The organism is Empedobacter sp. UBA7611 (assembly GCF_002484365.1).
Lineage (GTDB): Bacteria > Bacteroidota > Bacteroidia > Flavobacteriales > Weeksellaceae > Empedobacter > Empedobacter falsenii_B.
On the sequence record NZ_DLJR01000055.1, the window covers coordinates 16531 to 39259 of the forward strand.

General features: G+C 31.5%; 18 protein-coding genes. 5 read left to right on the forward strand and 13 right to left on the reverse strand.

Annotated elements, in window-relative coordinates:
• Window positions 1-30: 30 nt before the first annotated feature.
• From B3R94_RS09450 to B3R94_RS09460, 3 genes are read left to right on the forward strand one after another with little or no spacing between them, the layout of a single operon-like run.
• Entirely contained in the window at window positions 31-2106 is a 2076-nt protein-coding gene (locus B3R94_RS09450) for a T9SS type A sorting domain-containing protein (RefSeq protein ID WP_291100331.1), read from the forward strand.
• Between the two features lie 12 nt (window positions 2107-2118).
• Window positions 2119-2352: a hypothetical protein gene (locus tag B3R94_RS09455; RefSeq protein WP_291100334.1), complete on the forward strand. Its 234-nt coding sequence runs from the start codon at window positions 2119-2121 to the stop codon at window positions 2350-2352.
• A gap of 59 nt (window positions 2353-2411) precedes the next feature.
• On the forward strand, window positions 2412-3707 hold the full coding sequence (locus B3R94_RS09460) for a TlpA family protein disulfide reductase (protein WP_291100337.1): 1296 nt from the start codon (window positions 2412-2414) through the stop codon (window positions 3705-3707).
• 58 nt (window positions 3708-3765) lie between these two features.
• On the opposite strand, the gene rodA is transcribed toward B3R94_RS09460, so the two are convergent.
• From rodA to sppA, 6 genes are all read right to left on the reverse strand, one after another.
• Complete coding sequence (gene rodA / locus B3R94_RS09465; RefSeq protein WP_291100340.1) at window positions 3766-5310, reverse strand: rod shape-determining protein RodA; 1545 nt, start codon at window positions 5308-5310, stop codon at window positions 3766-3768.
• Window positions 5279-7264 (reverse strand): peptidoglycan D,D-transpeptidase FtsI family protein, encoded by a 1986-nt coding sequence (locus B3R94_RS09470; protein ID WP_291100343.1) that lies wholly within the window; start codon window positions 7262-7264, stop codon window positions 5279-5281. Before B3R94_RS09470 ends, rodA begins: the two co-directional genes overlap by 32 nt.
• Window positions 7261-7776 carry a rod shape-determining protein MreD gene (gene mreD / locus B3R94_RS09475; RefSeq protein ID WP_115001501.1) on the reverse strand — a complete coding sequence of 172 codons (516 nt, stop codon included), beginning with the start codon at window positions 7774-7776 and terminating at the stop codon, window positions 7261-7263. Before mreD ends, B3R94_RS09470 begins: the two co-directional genes overlap by 4 nt.
• Entirely contained in the window at window positions 7766-8617 is an 852-nt protein-coding gene (gene mreC / locus B3R94_RS09480; protein WP_115001503.1) for a rod shape-determining protein MreC, read from the reverse strand. The genes mreD and mreC overlap by 11 nt, the downstream gene beginning before the upstream one ends.
• A gap of 14 nt (window positions 8618-8631) precedes the next feature.
• Window positions 8632-9657: a rod shape-determining protein gene (locus B3R94_RS09485; RefSeq protein ID WP_019975837.1), complete on the reverse strand. Its 1026-nt coding sequence runs from the start codon at window positions 9655-9657 to the stop codon at window positions 8632-8634.
• 168 nt (window positions 9658-9825) lie between these two features.
• A complete protein-coding gene (gene sppA / locus B3R94_RS09490; RefSeq protein ID WP_291100346.1) occupies window positions 9826-11595 on the reverse strand; it encodes a signal peptide peptidase SppA in 1770 nt (589 codons plus the stop codon).
• Between the two features lie 49 nt (window positions 11596-11644).
• Between sppA and folK the strand changes: the two genes are divergently transcribed.
• Together folK and B3R94_RS09500 are read left to right on the forward strand one after the other, a co-directional pair.
• Window positions 11645-12034 carry a 2-amino-4-hydroxy-6-hydroxymethyldihydropteridine diphosphokinase gene (gene folK, locus B3R94_RS09495; RefSeq protein WP_181816325.1) on the forward strand — a complete coding sequence of 130 codons (390 nt, stop codon included), beginning with the start codon at window positions 11645-11647 and terminating at the stop codon, window positions 12032-12034.
• A gap of 81 nt (window positions 12035-12115) precedes the next feature.
• The gene (locus tag B3R94_RS09500) at window positions 12116-13516 is read left to right on the forward strand and encodes an OmpA family protein (protein ID WP_291100350.1); all 1401 of its coding nucleotides are present in this window, start codon (window positions 12116-12118) and stop codon (window positions 13514-13516) included.
• Window positions 13517-13613: 97 nt separating this feature from the next.
• Here the strand turns inward: B3R94_RS09500 and B3R94_RS09505 are convergent, their stop codons facing one another.
• From B3R94_RS09505 to putP, 7 genes are all read right to left on the reverse strand, one after another.
• A complete protein-coding gene (locus B3R94_RS09505; protein WP_280045288.1) occupies window positions 13614-14981 on the reverse strand; it encodes an exonuclease domain-containing protein in 1368 nt (455 codons plus the stop codon).
• A 4-nt stretch (window positions 14982-14985) separates the two neighbouring features.
• Window positions 14986-16515, reverse strand: coding sequence for a helicase HerA-like domain-containing protein (locus tag B3R94_RS09510; RefSeq protein ID WP_125348700.1), 1530 nt, complete (start codon window positions 16513-16515; stop codon window positions 14986-14988).
• Between the two features lie 33 nt (window positions 16516-16548).
• Window positions 16549-17589: an endonuclease/exonuclease/phosphatase family protein gene (locus tag B3R94_RS09515; protein ID WP_052217546.1), complete on the reverse strand. Its 1041-nt coding sequence runs from the start codon at window positions 17587-17589 to the stop codon at window positions 16549-16551.
• Window position 17590: 1 nt separating this feature from the next.
• A complete protein-coding gene (locus B3R94_RS09520; protein WP_291100354.1) occupies window positions 17591-18478 on the reverse strand; it encodes a rhomboid family intramembrane serine protease in 888 nt (295 codons plus the stop codon).
• Between the two features lie 3 nt (window positions 18479-18481).
• A complete protein-coding gene (locus B3R94_RS09525) occupies window positions 18482-19222 on the reverse strand; it encodes a rhomboid family intramembrane serine protease (RefSeq protein ID WP_125348696.1) in 741 nt (246 codons plus the stop codon).
• Between the two features lie 4 nt (window positions 19223-19226).
• Window positions 19227-21011, reverse strand: a complete 1785-nt coding sequence (mutL, locus tag B3R94_RS09530) for a DNA mismatch repair endonuclease MutL (protein ID WP_038331948.1) — start codon at window positions 21009-21011, stop codon at window positions 19227-19229.
• A gap of 216 nt (window positions 21012-21227) precedes the next feature.
• A complete protein-coding gene (gene putP / locus B3R94_RS09535; RefSeq protein ID WP_280049116.1) occupies window positions 21228-22727 on the reverse strand; it encodes a sodium/proline symporter PutP in 1500 nt (499 codons plus the stop codon).
• Window positions 22728-22729 lie beyond the last annotated feature (2 nt).

Below are 22729 nucleotides of genomic sequence, written 5' to 3' on the forward strand. Positions count from 1 at the left end.
AAAAAGAAACCTACCAAAATAATATAATTTATGAAAAAGAATCTACTTGCTTTATTCGCATTAGGTGCGATATATAGTGCTTCTGCGCAAGATACATATATCAAAGACGCTGTAATAGTCAAAGTTAATCCAAACACTCTTTTTTACAACGGAGGCAATGTTAGTGTTGATACAGATGCTGCTGGAGGTACTACTGAAAAAATAATTAATGAAGGGAATATCCAAATTAAAGGTGGTTTTAGTAATGCTAATACCATTGGAAAAAACTTTGTTAATAGATACGCTGTAGGAACTACTGGAACTCAATATGGTCAATTAATAATTGATGGAGCTTCTACTGTTTCAGGTCGAGTGTCTATTGAGCGCTCAAAAATAGACGTTTCTTCTAATGATTATTTTCCATTTGGTTTACCATATCAAGGAGATAATGTCGATAAAATTTTCGAAAATATTATTGGAAATTCATATTCATTTAGAGGAGATTGTAAAGTTGATGTTAATTGTGGAACCACAAGATATTTACAGACATTATTAAGTTGGGATATTAAACAAAGTGAATATGACCATGTTCCTACAGGAACACTTGTTACTGCAGGAGCTAACTACACTGTCAATACAATGATTGGACCTTTTAAAACTTTTCTTGAGGGAATTTCTGGTACAAAATTTTCAACATATGGTAAACCTAATAACAAGGCTATCGTATTAAACAATGTTGAAAGTGGAATTAGAAATAAAACAAAAGCCGAATTTTCTGAATTAACTTGGGGGCAATGGAAAAACTTAACTAACAATTATAATGAAACTTATGATTCTTATTTAGGTAATAATACTAATGTAGATACAAATGCTAGATATGCTAAAAATTTACACCGTTTTTCAAATCCTTTCACATCAAATATTGACTTAAGTGATGTTTCTATTGCTACTTCATGGATAAAATTTGTTGTTAATGGTGTAACTAAAGGACCTACAGAAACATTTGAGCCTACTACAATTAAATTTAGGATAAACAAGTTAGCTGATAATTATTCTGTAGATTGGAATGGGCAAACAGGAGGAAGTAATACTAACACTACTAGAATTAGTGCTTACCTTCAAAAAGCAACTTCTGGAACTACTCCTTATTTTTGGGCAGGTAATCCTGATGCATTAATTGTTAAACCATTTGAGTATTTTGAGATAGATTACTATACTATGTTAAAAGCTAATAATGGTGGTAGTAATATAGTTACAGCAAATTTTAACATAACAGATAAACAAAAAACTTTTAGTTATGATTTTGCAACTAAAGGTTCAAATGGATCTTATGCTAGATTAAGTAATTCTTTAGCAAGTACAGATATATTGAATGATGAAAGTTTACAACAAAAAGGATTAATAGCAGGAAATGATTTTACTCAGGTAGAATTTTTCTTATTAGATAACACTAATATATTGGGTGATGCTGCATATCTTGTTAATTCAAGTTTTTATAAAACAGGAAATTCAACAACTAGTAATATAGAAAAAAATCCTATCTTTCTATACGAAGAAAAGAATGACGGAACTGTTGTAATTGACGCTCAAACTTTGTTAAACCAATTTAATTCTAATGATTATGTTGGTAAACCTATTCGTGTTGGATTCAACAATTTAATTGATGGCCATAGTTATACAATTAATTTAAGATTATTTGAACAATCAATTTTAAATAGAGTTGATAATTTATCAATAGGGAAATATTATTTATTAGACAAATCAAAAAATCAATTAATCGAAATAGATTCAAATACAAGTATAAATTTTACAGCTAATTCAAATATTAATAATCAGTTCGAATTATATTGGAATGAAAAACCTAGTAATTTAGGTACTTCTGAAATTGAAAAATCTAATAGTACGTTTATTTTTAAAGAAAATACTAATAAGTATGTACGTTTTGAGAAAAATAATACAAGTGCAAATATTGAAATCTATGATTTAACAGGTAGATTAATTACTCGTAATGTAGATATATCTACAAACTCAGATTATAAATTAAATCTTGGCTCATCATCAGGAGTTTATGTAATAGTAATTACTTACAAAGATGGAAAAGTTATCTCTCTAAAAACAATTAATTAAACCTCTAACCTTATGAAAAAATATAGATTACTTTTAACTTTATTTATTTTTAGCATATTTACTTTAACGATTTATGCACAAGGCTGTGATCCAGATGATCCAGATTGTGGGCCTCCTCCTCCTGATACAAACGTTCCAGGTATACTATCAACTCCAATAGACGATTATGCTCCTCTATTAGTAATTACAGCGGTAACAATTGCCGGAATAATTTCTTATAGACAAAGACAACTAATTAAAAAATAAATTCATAATTTTAAACCTCAATCGTTTTGATTGAGGTTTTTTTTATATCAAAATAAATTATGAAAAATAAATTTATAGTACCATTAGTTGTTTTAGGTAGCTCGGTATTTGGCCAATTTAATGTTTCTGGACAAATAGAAAATTATGCTAACAAACCTGTTTTGGTTAAGATTTTCGAGAATGCCGAAATGAAATTAATCAACAATGCGATTACTGACAACAATGGAAATTTCTCTGTAAAAGTTCCGAAAGCATACAATGGTTTTGTACGTATTGATTTACCAACTGGAGAAAATCTTTCGTTATTAACAGATAACAAAAATCTAAAATTCAAAACGGTAAGTGGACAAGAAATGTCTTCTAAGCTTGAAATTTTAGAGGGAAATACACAAAAAGAATACAATAAAGTTTTAGCTCTTCAACCATTAAATGAAATTCAGAACCAAGTTTTTCCTTATTTAATGCAAATGTATAAACCGACTGACGAGTTTTATACAGCAATGGTAAAAGAAGATAAACGAATAAAAGAGTTGAAACGTAACGAAAATTTCTCACCATTAATTACCTATATTAATGAGTTGAATGATTTGAAACAAAAAGCTCAAACAAATAAAGATACTGAAACCCTAAATGAAATTGTAAATCATTTTGTAAAAGATGATGTACGATTGGAGCAATCTGGAATCTTTAATGATTTAGTTTTTGCTTATATTAATGGAAAATTAGCTGTTGCTAACAATCAAGATGTAGAAGGAAATTTAATTGCTGCTACAGACGAAATTTTGGTTAAAACAGATATCAAAACAACAAGAGGTCAAAATGTATTGACAACTATCTTAAACTTTGTTCCTGAAAAAGAATATGCAAATTTTCATAAAAAATACGTAGATAAAGTAAAAGGTTTGACTTCTAACGTAACAGATCAATTGAAAAAGAAAGTGGAAAAAAGCGCTTCTATGCAAGTGGGAAGTAAAGTTCCTAATATCACTTTTCCTCAACCTGTTAATGGGAAAAAATCATTGTATGATATCAAAGCAGATCAAAAATTAATTGTTTTCTGGGCTTCTTGGTGTCCTGCTTGTCAACAAGAGATCCCGCATATTAAAGAGTTTTATAAGAACTTTAAATCAAAAGGCGGAGAAATTGTTGCCATTTCTTTAGACTACGATCAAACAGCGTTTAATAACGCTACAAAAGATTTACCTTGGTACAATTATACTGATCTTTTGAGATGGGATTCACCAATCGCAGCTGAGTTTGGAATAGAGTCTACTCCTACTCTAATTTTGGTTGATAAAGACAATAAATTAATTAAGAAAGTTCATCATATTTCTGAGTTAGAAGTATCGAAATAATAACGAAAAAGCTACATTGATTTTCAATGTAGCTTTTTTATTTTATTGAATTATTATTCTAAATAAATCCTTGACTGTTCTTGTAATGAATGATTAGGAAAATTCCGATCAGAATAGTGAATCCCCACAACGAACTTCCTCCGTAGCTGAAAAACGGTAACGGAATACCAACCGTTGGGAAAAGTCCAATTACCATTGCGATATTGATAAAGAAGTGAAAAAATAAAATTGACGCAACTGCATATCCGTAAAATCGAGCAAATCTATTTTTCTGGATTTCGGCTAAGAAAAATAATCGTCCTACGAAAACTGCATAAACAATCACCAAGGTTGTACTACCAATGAATCCCCACTCTTCTCCAACTGTTGTAAAAATATAATCGGTTTGTTGTTCTGGCACAAATCTTCCTTTTTTAATAGTTCCTTGATTGTAACCTTTTCCATATAATTCGCCCGAACCAATCGCAGTTTTCGCATACAATAAATTATATCCCGAAGTATCACGATACTTTGCTTCTCCTTCGTACAAAACCATCACACGCTCTTTTTGGTGTTTGGGTAATTTCTCAAAAATGATCGGAGAAATAAAACTAACCGTACTTGCAAATAATAACAACACAACAGACACAATAATACTAAAATTCAGAACATTTGCAGCTAATCCAGATTGTGTTTTGAATGGTGAATCATTAATTTCTTTTTGTTCGGTTAATTTTAAAATTAAAACTGGAATAATTGATATAAAGAATCCAATCAATCCAAAGAAAGTTGTATTAAAAAATATCGGTTCTGAGAAAAATAAGGAACGCATTGGGAATAAATGTCCAAAAGATTCTCTTGTTGTTTCTGATAAATCTTCTACTAAATAACAGATTCCAATCAATAATAAAAAGAAAATTGACAATCCAATCAAAACGCCATGCATTGCATCAACCATATTTTGATTATAATTAAATGCCAAAATTAGTAGCGCAATTGTTAGAATTATAAAACCTAAAATCAGTAAGACATAAAAAGGAATTTGTACAATCGAAATCAAGAAAATGATTAATAATATGATTGGCGCTAAAATTATCCACGGATTAAGTCCTTCTCTGTACAAAGCAATACTTAATGAACAGAAAATAATTACTGATCCTAAATCGGGTTGTAAAAGAATTAAAACTACTGGTATTGCGATAATCAACAATATTTTTCCTATAAAACCTAAGTCTTTTAGATTTGCATTTGAATGATTGATAAAATTAGCAATCAACAAAGCTGTACCAATCTTAGCAAATTCGGCTGGTTGCAAACTCAGAGGACCAAAACGATACCACGCTTTTGCACCATTAATTTCCTTTCCAACAATCAAAACTCCGACGAGTAAAACGAGGGAAATGATATAAAAGACAGGACTATAAATTTCGAAAAAATTACGGTTGTTTCCACTCGCAATTATCAAAATCAATATCATCACCACCCCAAGTCCAAACCAAATTAGCTGTTTTACACCTAAATCTGGATTGACACTATACACATTCATAATCCCGAAAGTTACTATCAGAAACCCTAGGATCAGTACGGCCCAATCAATTCCTTTTAGTAATCTGCTTTGGCTCATGTTTTAGTTTTGTTGAATCTTTTTTTAATTTTAAACTATCTATTTTATTTCCGATAGAATCCTTTTTTACAGGTTCTACGTATAATCCTTTTCTTTTTAGATAATCTATCCATTGACGACGATATTCGCCTTGTAGATTACCATTTTTCATACGTTGCACTAACGCAGGACGTTTTATTGTATCTGTTACATACAATTCAGCAATCAAACTCGCCATTGGTCCAGCATAAGTTGTACCCCAAGAACCATTTTCTACAATTGCAGCAATCGCAATTTTTGGTTTATCTGCTGGAGCAAACAATACAAATAATGAGTGATCTTGTCCATGAGAGTTCTGAGAAGTTCCAGTTTTACCAAATTGTACAAAAGAACTTGTATCAAAACTACGAGCTGTACCCATTGTAAATACATTACGCATTCCGCGTTGAATGATGTCAAAATGTTTTGGATCAACCAATGTATTTTTTTTCACCATATAAGTAGAATCCGTCAATGGTTTTCCATCAATACTATGTACAATATGCGGTGTATAGAAAAATCCTTTGTTGGCAATAATTGCTGTATAATTTGCCATTTGCAGCGGAGTTGTATTGATATCTCCTTGTCCCATACCATTAAAAATAATACGATAAGGATTCCAAACACCTTCTCCAAAACGATTATCGTAAAACTCAGCTGTCGGAATAAGACCTTTGCTACCAACAGGTAAATCTGTTCCCATAAATTTTCCTAATCCGAAACTATTCAAAATGGAAGCCCATTCATTAATTCCGACACTATAATCATTTGGATCTTTACGAACAATATCTCGGTAAGCCTCTGAGAAATAGTTGTTACACGATTTTCCAATCGCATGTTCTAAACCTTGTGGTGCATAATACATTCCACAGTGACAACCAATATGCATACGCCCATAACGGAAACCATGTTTACAAACATACGTTGTCTTTTCTGTCATCGTTCCCATTTGTAAACCAGCCAAAGCCGTTACCATTTTGAATGTAGAACCTGGAGGATAAGTTCCTTGTAAAGCTCTATCATAAGTTGGACGAGCAATAGAATCGTTGATTAATGCACTTCTCAACTTGGTATTCAAATAATCATTTGGATTAATTGTAGGTGCGGATGCTAAAGCCAAAATTTCACCATTATTAGGATCAAGCGCGACAATTGCCCCACGTTTATTTTGAAGCATTTGTTCCGCCAATTCTTGCAAACGATAATCAATTGTCAAATGAACAGTTTTCCCACTTTTTACAGGTCGATCATAATCTCCGTTTTTATATGGACCAACAACATTCATTGTTCGGTCTACAATCCAGTTTTTTACACCTTTTATTCCTCGCAAATCTTTTTCATACGATTTCTCAACACCAGCAATACCAACCAAATCTCCAGGTTGATAATAGGTAGAATCTGTTTTGATATAAGATTGATTGGCCTCATTTATATAGCCCAATATATTTCCGGCAGAATTTACCATGTATTTACGCTCAGGACGTTTGATGATACTAAACGCTGGATACAAGTACAATTGCTCTTGCATACGAGCAAAATTCTCGCGCGAAATATTCTTTAAAAAAGGATATGGAGATAATTTTTTGTAATCTTTTGCAGTAACAATTTTATCTAAAATAGAATCAAATTGTTGTGTAGAAATTCCAATCATTTTAGAGAATTTAGGTTTATCAAAACCATTCATATATTCTCCATAACTGTCAATTAATTTTCCTGGAATAACATCTAATTCGTACGAATAGGTATTACTCACCAACAATTTTCCGTTTCGATCAAGAATATCGCCACGATTGGGATAAATGATTTCTTGTTTGATCGACGTATTGAATGCATTTAACGTATAACGATCTGTAAATAATTGCAAATACGCCAAACGTCCTATAAATAGAAACACTATAAACAGGATGAGTGCATAAACAACCATCAACTTTTTCATACTCCAACTTTATTTTTAAATAAAATTTTATAAATAAAGACAAACACAAAAGTTATTCCCGAACTGATTAATGCTTTTAGCATCAAAGGTCCAATTCCTGATGGTTTAAAATTCTCAAGAAGTAATAAAATAATATGATGTGCAAGAATTAGAATAATCAAATAAAACAACCATTGCGCAAAACTGAACGAATTGAAAGAGAAAAATTCCATTTCGTAATCTTGTTTTCCTGCCAAAAGTTTGATGATTGGATTTCTAAGAAATGCGATAAGTGTTAATGCAAAAGCATGAATTCCTCCTGTGTATTCGAAAATATCTATCATTAATCCTAACATAAATGATAAGATTAGTAAGGCATATTTATTTTGATAAGGCGCATAAAATAATACAAATACAATATAGATATATGGTTGATAACTTCCTAAAAAGTTGATGTGATTAAACACAAAAACTTGTAACAAAGCTAAAACGATAATCTTGATAATATTGATTAAAAAATCTTTATTGAACATTCTGTGGACTTGTTATTGTATCTGATTTTTCTACTTGTTGAATTTCAACTTTATTAAGGTTTGTGACCACATAAGCTTGTGCTAAATTGGCGAAATCTTGTTTCAATCTTACTTGAACTTTCATTTCTCCCGTTTCATCAATTCCTTTGCTTACAACTTTACCTATAATAATTCCTTCTGGGAAAACTGGCGATTTACCATCTGTTTCGATAATATCTCCTTTTTTCACTTCGATGTATTTCGGAATTTCATATAATTGGACAAAACGAGGATCTTTTCCATCCCATTTCACTGTCCCAAAATATTGATTTCCTTTGATACGTGCATTGATATTGATATCCTTGTTTAACAACGAAATTGCACGAGAATAATTTTTCCCAGCAAAAGTTACAATACCAATTACACCATTATTTGTAATGATTCCGTCACCTTTTTCTATTCCATCATTTGTTCCTTTATCAATCGTCAAAAGGTTTTGCGTTTTGATAATCGAGTTATTTACAATCTCTGTAGGTACAAAAGAATACGTTTGATGATAACCTAAGGTATCCGATTTGTAAAACTGTTTAGTTTTCGCATCTTTAATACCTAAATGCACCAATTGCTCACGCAAAAAGGCATTTTCGTCCATCAAATCTTTATTGGCACTCGGTAAATGAATAAAGTTTGTCACCTTCGCAATTTTATCATCCACATAACCTGTAAACGACGTGCTTGCAGAAGCAAGAATAGTTTCGTGATAAATATTTTTCTTAAAGACAAGAAACAACGCAATTAACTCTAAAAAGACAAAAATTAATAGCATTCCATTTCTTCTAATCGCATTCAGAATATATTGCATTGCTCTTTACTCTTCTATTTCATTAAGAAAGTGAATTTATCAATATTTTTAAGTGCAATACCTGTTCCACGAACAACAGCACGTAAAGGATCATCAGCCAAGAAAACTGGTAAACCTGTTTTTTTAGAAATACGTTGATCTAAACCTCTCAACATAGCTCCACCACCAGCCATATAGATACCAGTGTTGTAAATATCTGCAGCTAATTCTGGAGGAGTTTGAGATAACGTTTCCATTACACCATCTTCGATGCGTAAAATTGATTTGTCCAATGCGCGTGCAATTTCGCGGTAATTTACAGTAATTTCTTTTGGTTTTCCTGTAATCAAATCACGTCCTTGTACTGGCATATCCTCTGGTGCATGCTCTAGTTCTTCTACAGCAGCTCCAACTTCAATTTTAACACGTTCAGCAGTTCTTTCTCCGATATATAAATTATGATGGGTTCTTAAGTAATATGCAATATCATTTGTAAAAACATCACCTGCAATTTTCACAGATTTGTCACAAACAATACCACCTAATGCAACAACGGCAATTTCTGTAGTACCACCACCTATATCAATAATCATGTTACCTTTAGGTTGAGTGATATCAATTCCAACACCTATCGCAGCAGCCATTGGTTCGTAAATAAGACGAACATCTTTTGCATTAACGCGTGCACAAGAATCTTTTACAGCACGTTTCTCAACTTCTGTAATTCCAGAAGGAATACAAATCACCATTCGTAATGAAGGTGAAAATAACTTCCCTTGAATTCCAGGAATTTTCTTGATGAACTCTGTCAACATGAATTCTGAAGCTTCAAAATCTGCAATTACTCCGTCTTTTAAAGGACGAATTGTTTTTATATCATCATGCGTTTTACCTTGCATGTGTTTTGCTTGTTCTCCAACAGCAATAACTTTATTTGTTCTTCTATGTATAGCGACGATAGATGGACTATCTACTACAACTTTATTATTATGAATAATTAAAGTGTTAGCAGTCCCCAGGTCAATCGCAATTTCTTGCGTGAAAAAATCAAATAATCCCATCGTTGATTATGTCTCAGTATTATTAAAAATGAATGTACAAAAGTATAATAAATTTAGATGATTATAAAAGAGAATTTAATTTTTTAATCATCTAAATATTTTTACTAAAATAGTAAGATTTTAACAATAAAAAAGGGTTAAAAATATTTTAACCCTTTTTTATGATTTTTATTGAATTTGAATATCGTAAGGTAGCCTAACTTGAATACCTTTTTGTTCATTCATCATCTTTATTTCTTTATAAATTCGGATTCCGTCCGACCCTAATTCTTTTGCAATTGCTGCTTCGGTATTTTTTCCTTGAAGATTATCCATAAATTCTTCGAAAGAATCTTTTCGTTTTGGGTAATTCTCTGTCGAATATTTTTCGATTTTAGCCAATTTAGCAGCTTCTTTTATCGCTGTATCTAAACTTCCAAAATCATCTACCAAACCAATTTGTTTTGCACGAGTTCCAGACCAAACACGTCCTTCTCCTATTTTATCAACTTGCTCGTATGTTAATTTTCTATTTGTTGCAACGTGATTTACGAATTTTCCATAAATCAAAACAATCGATTTTTGCATTGTATTTTTTGCCGTTGCAGACATTGGCGTCATTACATCTTTCAACTGATCTGCGTTTGCATTTGTTTTTACTTCGTCAAAATCTAATCCGAAATTATTGAATAATTTTTGCGCATTTGGGATCATTCCGAAAACTCCAATCGAACCAGTAATTGTATTTGGTTGCGCATAAATTTTGTCAGAAGCTTGCGCAATATAATATCCTCCAGACGCCGCAACATCTCCAAAAGACACAACAATTGGCATTTTCGTTTTCAATTGCATCAATTCATATAAAATTTCTTCTGAAGCATTTGCGCTACCTCCAGGAGAATTTACACGTAAAACTAAAGCTTTGATTTTATCATTTTGACTGATTTTGCGAATCGCATCTACATAAGTTTTTGATTGAATACCATCAAAACCATTTCCTTCAGTAATTGTTCCTGAAGCATACAAAACTGCAATTTTATCTTTTTCAGATTTATTTGATAAGGTCTCAAAATAATCTTCCACTTTTATAGTATGTTTATCAAGAACTTCAAAATCAGTTTTTGATTTTTCTTCTTTCAAACCAAGTTTTGTGAATAACATTTTTTGATATTCATTTTCTTGAGCCAATACATCATAAATCTTGTTTTCTTTTCCTGTTTCTGGAATGAAAGCATACAAACTATCTGTTACTGTAGTGAATTGTTCAGGAGAAATTTTACGTGATTTTGTAATCGAAGTTGAAACATTACCCCAAACATCATTCAATAATTCCGATAATTGCAAACGATTCTCATCAGACATATTTGTTCTCATATAAGGCTCTACAGCACTCTTAAATTGTCCGTGACGAATCACCTGAAAATCTACACCATATTTATCTCCTGCATTTTTGAAGAACATAATATTAGAACTCAAACCTTGTAATAAAGTTCCACCCAAAGGATTTTGATAAATTTTATCAGATACACTACTTATATAATATGACAACTGACTTCCTGAATTAGAATATGAATACACAAATTTTCCAGATTTTTTAAAATCTTCTAACGCATTACGAATATCAGTCGCTTGCGTAGCTCCACCAGAAAATTTATCCAATTTCAGACTAATTCCTTTTATTTTATCATCATTCTTCGCTTCTTCAATTGAATGAATAATATCTTGTAAAAAAACATTTGAACTTTCTGACATATCAAAAATAGAAACGGAACGATCCATATCACTTTCCATAATTGGATCTTCTAACGAAATTTCTAAAACAGAACCATCTTTCACACTTTTTGTTGGAGCAGATAATGCTGAAACAAATATCAAAACGATAAGAAGTATTACAAATACACTAATCGTTAATAGATTTCCTATGATTGTTGAGAATACTCTCCCGAAAAAGTTTTTCATTTTTAATTTATTATTACTTTTGCTCTATATGTCGCAAAATATAGTCATTTTGTTACTTGGTACAAACTTAGGTGACAAAAAAAATAATTTAGAAATAGCTAAAAACCTTATAAACAAAGAGGTAGGTAATATAAAAAAAGAATCTAATATTCTTGAAAATAAGGCTGAAGGATTTACAACGGATCATTTATTCTTAAATCAGAAAATAGAAATTAATACAAGTTATTCTCCATTTGAGGTTTTGAAAAAAATTAAAAATATTGAACAAAAAATGGGAAGAATCTATTTTAAACCCAAAGAAAATGAGAGTTACGTTGATCGTTTAATAGATATTGATATATTATTCTATAATAAAGTTTTAGTTAATTGCAATTATTTGAAAATTCCTCATCCTCAAAATTATTCTAGAGATTTTATCAAAAGTTTATATTTTTATTAAGATATTAACTATTAATTCATTAGTTTTGTGAAATTATATTTAAGATATGTTCTATATTAGTTATAAAAATAATTCTAACCTATGAAAAAACTTTTATCTTTATTAATCTTAGGTGCTGTGGTATGTGCTAGTGCACAAACCAAGTACGATGAAAAACCATTCAACAACAGTAAAAAGGAATTTAACGATTGGTCGCTTTCTGTTTTCGCAGGAGCAAACGCTTTGCATAATAGTGACTTAGTTTCATGGATGGGCGGAGGATACTTCACTCCTGGATACGATTTTCAATTTCAAGTAAACAAACAAATTACGCATGCTTTTGGCTTGAGTTTACAATATCAATTAGGTAAAACAAGACAAAAAGGTACTATATATGATAATACTCCTTGGGGAAATGCCTTCACGGGAAAAGCACATGGAAAAACAGAATATCATGGAATCTCTATTTTAGCTGATATTAATGCTTCTAATTTATTAAGAAGAGTTGACAATAAAACGGAATTCAAATGGGCTATGCACTTATATGGAGGTTTTGGTATTTTAGGATATAAAGCTTACAGACAACACTTCTATGGTTCTGGAAATGATTATGGATTAGTTACAGATCAAAAATTAGCTGACAAATCTGTTTATTCTCAAGTAGGAGCTGGTTTACGCTATAAATTAAGTGACAAATTAGATATTGAATTACGTGGAATGTATGTAATGTCTGGTGACGAAGAATTTGATGCTTCAGGAAAACCTGAAATAGGATATTGGACTGCTGCTGATGTAGAAGAAGGACGCGATGATAACATGATTACATTCTCTTTAGGGTTACATTATAAAATAGGAAAACATAAAGATGCATTACAATGGGTTTCTCCATTAGCATACAAAGCTCCTGTAGAACAAACCCCATTCGAATGTATTGATGAAGACCGTGATGGTGTTTGTGACCAATGGGATAAATGTCTTGGTACTCCAGAAGGTATTCGTGTAGACGGATCAGGATGTTCTTTAGATTCTGACGGAGATGGTATTCCAGATAGTGAAGATAAATGTCCTACAATTCCTGGACCTCCTACAAATGGTGGTTGTCCTGAAAAAGTAATTAGAATTTCTGATGAAGAGGTTGCAACAACTATCAATGCATATTTAGAAGGAATTGAGTTCGATTATAACTCTGATCGTATTAGAGAACAATCTTACGAAAAATTAAATCATGCTTCTGAGGTATTATTAGCAAATCCAGATTTCAAATTCATAGTAGAAGGTCATACAGACGCTGCTGGTGGTGTTGATTATAACCAAAAATTATCTGAAAGACGTGCCGCTTCTGTTGTTCGTTACTTAGCTGACAAAGGTGTTGACACAACAAAATTATCTTCTGTAGGAAAAGGTAAATCTGATTTAAAATGGCAAGAGTGTAATCCTGTTACAAACTGTCCTGCTTGGAAAAACTTAGAGAACAGACGTGTAATTTTCAAAGAAATTAAATAGTCTAAATTTAATCATACAAATAAAAAAGCTCAGTTAAATAACTGAGCTTTTTTATTATTATATATTTTCTTCTTTTAAAGAATATAATTCGAAATAATTATTCAATAATAATGATTTGATTAGAATTAGAAGAAACTTTATACAAAAAGTATTTGAGCATATTTTTTATTTCTTCCGTTTCTTTAATCGGAATTAAGATATTATGAATCTTTTCTAACGTTTTTATTTGATGATGATATTCGTAATAACCATATCCTTTAAATTCTCCATTCTCAACTAAATAAAATGATTTTTCAATTCCTTTTCGTCCTTTATCAATAATCAAAAAAGTTTCGGAAGGATATTCAGTTGTTTTAATAAAACTTTGAATTCGTTCATTGTAAACTTCTTTAGATTCCTCTTTTACACAAGCTCCATTGCATTTATTTACTTTATATTGGAAACAAGATTCATCAGATTTAATTCCAGCATTTACTTGTTGACAAAGATTATAATCGTGAACGATTTTTTCTAAAACCTCTTTTGCACGTTCCTTAGTTTTAAATTTCAAAACAGGTTGTGTCTTTCTAACTTTCCCTATTTCTAATCTCGAATAACCACGTTTAGACTCCAAATAATACAATCCAAAAGGATAAACTTTATTCTCAACTAACTTTACGTTATACATTGGTTGATTATTCAAGACCTCGTTATTTTCTTTAATTGCAGCAAGAAAACCACTTCCAGTTTCTTCGAATTTTATAGAACGTGTATAACGTTTCAGCTTATTAGCTTTTAAAGTTTTTGATGTAAAAATTTGATTAATAGATCGTGCAATATTATTGCTTCGACAAATATAAATAAGTTGTTTTCGGCTATTGTATAAATAATAAACCCCGATAGAATTAGGTAAACCTTCAAGCAGTTTCTGATACTTAGAATGTGCTTTTTTAGGTTGTTTTAAACCTGTTTTCTTCGTGATTATTTTTTCCGAATCTTTATCTAACAATAATTTAAACAAAGAAATTGTCGCTCTTGCATCTCCAGAAGCCCTGTGTCTATCTGTCACTACAATTCCAAGCGATTCGCATAATTTTCCTAAAGAATATGAAGGTAATCCTGGAATCAATTTTTCGCTATATTCGAAAGTATCAATCCATTCTTTTTCGTAATTATATCCCAAACGATCGAACTCTTGTTTTAGCATTCTATAATCAAACATTACATTATGTCCAACTAAAATACAATCATCTGTAATCTCAACAATACGTTTTGCTACTTCGTGAAATTTAGGCGCTGTCAACACCATTTTATCTGAAATATGCGTTAACCTTTGTACATATTGATCAATCTTTTTTTCGGGATTAACTAATGATATAAACTGATCGACAATTTCTTTTCCATCATATTTATACACCGCAATCTCTATGATTGACTCTTCCCCCACTTTTCCGCCAGTCGCTTCTATATCTAAAATCGCGTACACGTGCTTATTTTTTTCCTTTTAAAAAATTAGTTAACATTTTCATTCCAAAATCCATCAATTTTCGAGTTGCAGTACGACTTACATCACGCACAACAGGATTATCTGTCCAATTTTTTTCTTTAGGAATACTTCTTGTTGAAGTTGCTTTTGGAACAGGTTTCTCTATATTTTTTTGTTGTTCTAATTTTTGTGATAAAATTTCATTTGCAGATTCACGATCAATATCTGTCGCATATTTTGTCACTAAATCTGAGTTTGAGGTAATCGTATCGATTTCATTTGAAGTCAAGATATCCATTCTCGAATTTGGCGCTCGCATATATGTATAAGCCAAAGGAGTTGGAATACCTTTTTCGTCTAAAGCAGTCACAAAAGCCTCTCCAATCCCTAATTGAGTGATTACTTCACTTGCTTTATAATAGGTAGTTGTCGGATAATTCTCAATTGCTTTTGTTATTTCTTTACGATCTTTCGCAGTAAAACCTCTTAACGCATGTTGAACTTTAAGACCTAATTGACTCAAAACTGCATCAGGAACATCTCCAGGAACTTGCGTTACAAAATATAATCCCACACCTTTTGATCGAATTAATTTTACCATTGTTTCAATTTGATTCAACAAAGCTTTCGTAGCTTCCTTAAAAATCAAATGTGCTTCATCAATAAAAATCACCAATTTCGGTTTATCAGAATCTCCAGATTCAGGGAATTGAGAATAAATTTTATTCAATAAACTCAACATAAAAGTTGAAAATAAATTAGGTTGATTTTGAATATCAATCAAACGAATAATATTTACAATTCCTTTTCCGTCTTTCGTTTTCAATAAATCCTGAACATCAAAACTTGGTTCTCCAAAAAACTTTGTTGCACCTTGCTGTTCTAATGCAACAATTTTGCGCAAAATAGCTCCCAAAGAAGCTGGCGCAATTGTTCCATAATTCGAATTTAATTCAGATTTTCCTTCATCAGAATCTGTCACATATTGCAAAACACGTCGAATATCCTCCAAATCAATCAAAGGTAAATTACGATCTTGACAATATTTGAATATAATTGAAATAATACTTTCTTGTGTTTCATTCAGTTCCAAAATTTTACTGAATAAAATTGGACCAAAATCACTTACAGTTGCACGAAGTTTTGCACCTGGTTCATCAGAAATAGACAAAAACTCGACAGGAGAAGCTTGCGGATCAAAAGGTAAATTAAGCGCCTCCATTCTTTCTTGCGCATTTTTATCTTCCGAATTTGCAGCAGCTCCAATTCCAGATAAGTCTCCTTTGATATCCATCAACAAAGTTGGAACACCTTTCAGAGAAAGTTGCTCGGCGATAATCTGCAAAGATTTTGTTTTCCCTGTTCCAGTTGCTCCACCAATCAATCCGTGACGATTCATTGTTTTTAATGCTACTGAAATTTCAACTTCTTCTACAATTTCGCCATCTAATTTGGCTTTGCCTAAAATTATTTTATCGTTTTTAAAAGAATAACGACTTTGTATCTCTTGAATAAAGCTTTCTTTCTGGTTCATTTTGATTGATTATTGAATAAATATAGAAAAAATTTATTCTGAAATTTTATATTTTACAGCTACTGGATAATGATCCGAGAATTTTTTTCGAATAACATGTGCCTCAATAGGTTTAAATAATTTAGAATGAAATAAATAATCAATTCTAATTGGAAATTTAAATCCATGAAAAGTTGTCGCATTTCCTTTTCCAACTTCTATATAAGAATCGTGAAGATATTTTTTTAACTTCTCATATTCGTACGAAACTGGAGTCGAATTAAGATCCGTTCCCAAAATAACTGGATAACGTGAAGATGTGATATATGGAATAATCGCTTCTAACTGTTTTTGATGTTTTTGCATTCCTTGCACCAATTTTAACTCAACTTTTCGACTCGAAATTTCGGCAGTTCTCGAATCATCGGATTGAATAATTTCTTTTACCATCGCTTTATCAATGTACATTGGTTCAAGATAAACATTAATTACACGAATCGTATCATTCCCTAAATCGATATCTGCATATGCGGCAAGACCATTCAATTCATCATTATCATCAGGCGTTATTTTTTTGGTTTGAATAATAGGATATTTACTATAAATTGTCAATAAACCATAAAATTCTGAATAGTAATTTTTGAATTCTTTATTTTTTAGACTTTTCTGTTGACCTTCATACGCTTCTTGAAGCAGCATAATATCTGCCTTATTCTTAATCAAAAGTTCTTTTGTTCCTTCTTCTTTAAAACCATGTACATTATATGTCAATACAGATAAATCAGCTTTTTTATCTTTAACTTTATTGAATTGTACAATTGGATATGAAAGATAAATTGGGTAAAATAATCCGGCTGAAAGAACTAAAATTAACAAAAAGTGTCGCCAGCTAAACAGTAACCAATACAGTAAAAACATTGCTCCAAATGCAAATAATATTGGAAAACCAATCGAAATAAAGTTAAAATATGGAATTTCTGTAGGCGTAAAAATTTTATTTAAATAGACACAATAAGCCACTAACAAAAAAACGATATTAATTGTTAGTACTAAACGATTGAAATAATTTAGTTTAAACTTACTGATTATACTCATTTTACCTACCTTCTCTAAACAGAAAGTCTTTTTCTTCTTTGGACAAACTCTCGTAACCTGAACGAGAAATCTTATCTAAAATTACATCAATTTTCTTTTGTTTTTCAACTTTTTGATGATTAAAATCGTAATCATCTTTCGGAACATTTGATCGCGAAGAAGTTGAAGAAGTATTTTTATATGTTTTGAAAGTTGATTTCTCTTTTTTCTTAAATAACTCCTCTATTTTGAAAATAAAGTTACCTAAAAAATCATTTCCTCTCTCAAATTGTTTCATATAAAGATAACCAAAAATAGCACCTCCCAAATGCGAAATACTACCACCGGCATTTTGATTGGCAATAATATTATACACATCGAATGCAATAAATACATAACCAACATACAACAATGGAAATGAAGTTGGAATCAACAACAAACGAACGGGCATTTTCGGATTGTACGAAATCATTGCAAAAAACACCGCATAAACCGCTGCCGAAGCACCAACTAATAAATGTGAATAATTGAAAACATTCTGAAACAATAAAAAGAAAATTCCACCAGCTATTCCTCCAAAAATATAGAATGTAACTAAATTTCGGTTCTGAAATTGTTGCAAAAACATTTGACCAACGAAATACAACAAAACCATATTCATTATCAAATGAAAAAGATTGCCATGTAACCAAGAATATGTTAGGATTTGCCAAGGTCTTACAATCAAATCATTGAAAGATGACAACGCAAACAAACCAGTTGTTGTAATCGTAGAATTTGCTACCGTTCGAAGAACAAAATCAACAATTAACAATGTAAAAAACACCACAACGTTAACGTAAATTAACTTCGTTGCACTATTTCCTGATGAATATTTTAATTTTAAATCGTCTAAGATATTATTTGCCATTTTTTAATTCCATCTATATAAATTCTTTTTCCAATGTCTTGTTAACAAGAAGCCAATCAATCCACCTCCTAAATGTGCAAAGTGAGCTACATTTCCAATGTTTTGATATCCCATATAAAACTCAATTAATACCATAATTGGAATAAAATATTTTGCTTTTACAGGAACTGGGAAAAAGATTAACATTAATTTTTCGTCTGGATATAAAACCGCGAAAGCCAATAACAAACCATAAATAGCACCAGAAGCACCAACCATTGGTGTTACATAATTTGTCAAAAGTTCTGACGCAGCTTGGTTATTTTGAATAATTGAATTCGTATGATATCCACCTTGCATATTTAATTTTGCAGCTTCATAAATTTGACTAAAACCTATTCCTTGCGTTTGAACAGCATCTTTTAACTGCTCTATTTGAAAGTAATTAACTGCATTAAACAATATAAAACCTCCTAAACCAGCTAACAAATAAAGCGTCAAGAATTTTTTTGGTCCAAAAGTTTGTTCAACCACAGAACCAAACATCCACAATGCAAACATGTTAAACAAAATATGTGAAAAATCGGCATGCATAAACATATGCGTCAAAATTTGCCAAAATTTGAAGTTGGGAGATTCTGGATAAAAAGCACCTAAAATCACTCTCAAATCGATTCCTTTTGTGCTAAAAACAAAAGTCGCTAGAAAGAACAAACCGTTTATAATAAGTAAATTCTTTGTAATCGGTGGTATAGATTGTCTCATTCGTTTATTGTAATGTTTTTTTGATATCAGCCGTATTCATCTGCACAAAAATTGGGCGTCCGTATGGCGTATAATTCGGATTTGGTAGTCTTAACAATTCTTCAACCAAAGTTTGCATTTGTTCAGATTTTAATGAAACTCCTTTTTTAACAGCCGCATTTTTTGCTAAAATTTTTGCAAACGTATTTTCTAATTCAATTGATTCTTGGTATTCTAATTCCTCGATAAAATCCATAAAAACAGACACTACATCCTCTTGTTGCACATCAACAGGAATCGCATTAATCTGTATTGCTTCTTCATCCAACGAAATATCAAAACCAAAACTCAACAATTGATGCTCTACATTGATTAATTTCTGACGATCATTTGGCGAAAGTTCCAACTCAATCGGGAAAAGCATTTGTTGTACCAAAGCACTTCCATTATTTGAATGTATAAATTTTTCGAATAATATTTTTTGATGCGCGCGATGTTGATCGATGATTAACAATTCGCCACGATATTCAACAACCAAATATTGATTCATCCATTGAATTACTTCAAAACTATCATGAAAATCTTCAGATTCAAATAATTGATGCGCATGATTATTTTCGATTTCTAACTCAACAGCATCTTTATAAAAATCCATATTCGCACGAATATCAGACGGTTTCGGCGCTCTTGTTTGTTGATGCTCGAAAGGGTTAAAACTAGAATCAACCGTAATTTCTGGCATTTTAATTTCTGTATCTTCCGTCGCAGATGGAATAAATGCCCAGTTTGGATCTTGTTCAAAATCCAACGAAGGAATTACATTAAATTGTCCCAAAGCGTGTTTTACAGCAGCTCTAAGAATAGTAAAAATCAATGCTTCATCCTCAAATTTAATTTCTGTTTTAGTTGGATGAATGTTAATATCAATTTTTGACGGATCAATTTCTAAATACAAAAAATAAGAAGGACTATACCCCGTTGGCAACAAACTCTCAAAAGCATCTACGATTGCATTATGCAAATATCCACTACGAATAAAGCGATTATTCACAAAGAAAAATTGTTCGCCACGCGATTTTTTTGCAGCATCTGGTTTCCCCACAAAACCTTTCACTTTTACAATTTCTGTATCTTCTTCAACGGATATAATTTGTGAACTTAATTTTTTTCCGAAAATTTGAGCAATACGTTGTTTCAGATTTCCGGCTTTCAAATGATAAACCTCTGCATCATTGTGATGTAAAAAGAAACTAATGTTTTCGTGCGCCATCGAAACACGTTGAAACTCATCTTGAATATGACGAAATTCAACCTGATTAGATTTTAAGAAATTACGACGAGCAGGCACATTATAGAAAAGATTTTTGACCGAAATAGACGTTCCAACTGGACAAACAACAGGATCTTGATTGCGAACTTCTCCACCTTCAATCACCAATTGCGAACCAACCTCATCATCTTCTCGACGCGTTTTCGTTTCTACTTGCGCAACAGCAGCAATCGATGCCAAAGCCTCTCCACGAAAACCTTTTGTATGAATATTATAAATATCCTCTGTCTTTCTGATTTTTGAAGTCGCATGACGTTCAAAAGCCATTCGGACATCTGTCACACTCATTCCCGAACCATTATCAATCACTTGAATCAAACTTCTTCCAGCATCTTTTACAATCACCTGAATAGAAGTCGCGCCTGAATCCACAGCATTTTCAATCAATTCTTTTATGACAGAAGCTGGTCGTTGTACAACTTCTCCTGCGGCAATTTGATTGGCTACATGATCTGGCAGTAATTGAATAATATCGTTCATCTTTTCGTATAAATTGATTTAATTTTGACTAATTTTTTAATCAAACTTTACAAATATACAAACAAATCTCTCTTTTGACCTTATTCTCTATAAGTGAAACTTATCAACAATTGTTGAAGTTTTGAGATTTAACTTTTGAATAATAAATTCAGAATTTTCAGCAATAAAAAAGGTAGACAAATGCCTACCTTTTTTTTATATTATTATTTGGATTAATTAATTCTCTTTCAAAACAGCTTTCATTTCATCAAATTCTTTATCAATCTCTTGATTCGGTTTTTGAGTCAATAATGAAACTACATAAATTGCAATAACTGAAGAAATAAATCCTGGAATCATTTCATACCAATCTTTGTAATCATGATTTGCATAAACCCAAGCTAAAACAACAATTCCTCCTGTTAACATTCCAGCCAATGCACCTTGCCAAGAGGTTTTTTTCCAGAAAAGTGAGAAAACAATCACTGGTCCAAATGCAGATCCAAATCCTGCCCAAGCATTTCCAACTAAGTTTAAAATAGAATCTTTAGGTGTTAAGGACAATAATACTGCTATAACTGCTACAATTAAAACCGATAAACGACTTGCTGTTAACAATTGTTTCGGAGAGGCTTTTTTGTTCAAAAATGCCTTGTAAATATCTTCTGTTAACGAACTTGATGTTACTAATAATTGTGAAGAAATTGTACTCATTACTGCAGCTAAAATTGCTGATAATAAAAATCCTCCAACTAATGGATGAAATAAAACACGAGAAAAATAAATGAATATCGTTTCTGCTTCTGTTTTAGAACCATCAAATTTCAGCATAGTTGTTTGATCAAATTTCATCAAATAAGCAATCCCAACTAATCCAACTAAAAGAGCTCCACCCACTGTAAAGATCATCCAAGTAATCCCAATGTTTCTTGCTTTTGCTAAATCTTTCGGATTACCAATTGCCATAAAACGTACTAAAATATGTGGTTGTCCACAATATCCTAATCCCCATGCCATCAACGATAAAATACTAATTGTTGTTGTCCCTTTGAATAAATCTAAATACTTATCACCTTTATCATTAATCAATGAAAAAGTTTCTCCAACTCCGCCAATTTCAGAAATCGCTACAATCGGAACAATAACCAAAGCCAAAACCATGATAGTTCCTTGTACGAAATCAGTTAAACTTACAGCTAAAAAACCTCCTAAAAAAGTATACAATACAACTACAAAACTTGTCATCCAAAGTCCTGTCATATAATCTAATCCAAAAGCAGATTCAAACAATTTCCCTCCAGAAACCATTCCAGCAGATGTATATAATGTAAAAAAGACTAAGATTAATATTGAAGATACAATTCGCAATAAACGAGATTTATCTTTGAAACGATTTTCAAAAAATACGGGTAGTGTAATCGAATTTTGAGCGATTTCTGTATAGATTCGTAATCGCGGTGCGACAAAAATATAGTTCAAAAAACATCCTGTTGTCAATCCAATTGCAATCCAAGCACTCGACAAACCTGTAAAATACATTGCTCCTGGAACGCCCATTAACAACCAACCACTCATATCAGCAGCACCAGCAGAAAGCGCCGTTACAGCCGCTCCCATTTTCCTTCCTCCAATCAAAAAATCTTCGGAATTACTTGTTGATTTTCGGTAGGAATAAATCCCGATTCCAATCATCAGAGCCATATATGCGCCAATAGAAATGTATTCGTAAATGTTCATGT

Bases quoted from the DNA above. Each gene is read 5' to 3' on its own strand.
- B3R94_RS09450 (WP_291100331.1), top strand. From the start codon at position 31: ATGAAAAAGAATCTACTTGCTTTATTCGCATTAGGTGCGATATATAGT.
- B3R94_RS09455 (WP_291100334.1), top strand. From the start codon at position 2,119: ATGAAAAAATATAGATTACTTTTAACTTTATTTATTTTTAGCATATTT.
- B3R94_RS09460 (WP_291100337.1), top strand. From the start codon at position 2,412: ATGAAAAATAAATTTATAGTACCATTAGTTGTTTTAGGTAGCTCGGTA.
- rodA (WP_291100340.1), bottom strand. From the start codon at position 5,310: ATGAGCCAAAGCAGATTACTAAAAGGAATTGATTGGGCCGTACTGATC.
- B3R94_RS09470 (WP_291100343.1), bottom strand. From the start codon at position 7,264: ATGAAAAAGTTGATGGTTGTTTATGCACTCATCCTGTTTATAGTGTTT.
- mreD (WP_115001501.1), bottom strand. From the start codon at position 7,776: ATGTTCAATAAAGATTTTTTAATCAATATTATCAAGATTATCGTTTTA.
- mreC (WP_115001503.1), bottom strand. From the start codon at position 8,617: ATGCAATATATTCTGAATGCGATTAGAAGAAATGGAATGCTATTAATT.
- B3R94_RS09485 (WP_019975837.1), bottom strand. From the start codon at position 9,657: ATGGGATTATTTGATTTTTTCACGCAAGAAATTGCGATTGACCTGGGG.
- sppA (WP_291100346.1), bottom strand. From the start codon at position 11,595: ATGAAAAACTTTTTCGGGAGAGTATTCTCAACAATCATAGGAAATCTA.
- B3R94_RS09500 (WP_291100350.1), top strand. From the start codon at position 12,116: ATGAAAAAACTTTTATCTTTATTAATCTTAGGTGCTGTGGTATGTGCT.
- B3R94_RS09510 (WP_125348700.1), bottom strand. From the start codon at position 16,515: ATGAACCAGAAAGAAAGCTTTATTCAAGAGATACAAAGTCGTTATTCT.
- B3R94_RS09515 (WP_052217546.1), bottom strand. From the start codon at position 17,589: ATGAGTATAATCAGTAAGTTTAAACTAAATTATTTCAATCGTTTAGTA.
- B3R94_RS09520 (WP_291100354.1), bottom strand. From the start codon at position 18,478: ATGGCAAATAATATCTTAGACGATTTAAAATTAAAATATTCATCAGGA.
- B3R94_RS09525 (WP_125348696.1), bottom strand. From the start codon at position 19,222: ATGAGACAATCTATACCACCGATTACAAAGAATTTACTTATTATAAAC.
- mutL (WP_038331948.1), bottom strand. From the start codon at position 21,011: ATGAACGATATTATTCAATTACTGCCAGATCATGTAGCCAATCAAATT.
- putP (WP_280049116.1), bottom strand. From the start codon at position 22,727: ATGAACATTTACGAATACATTTCTATTGGCGCATATATGGCTCTGATG.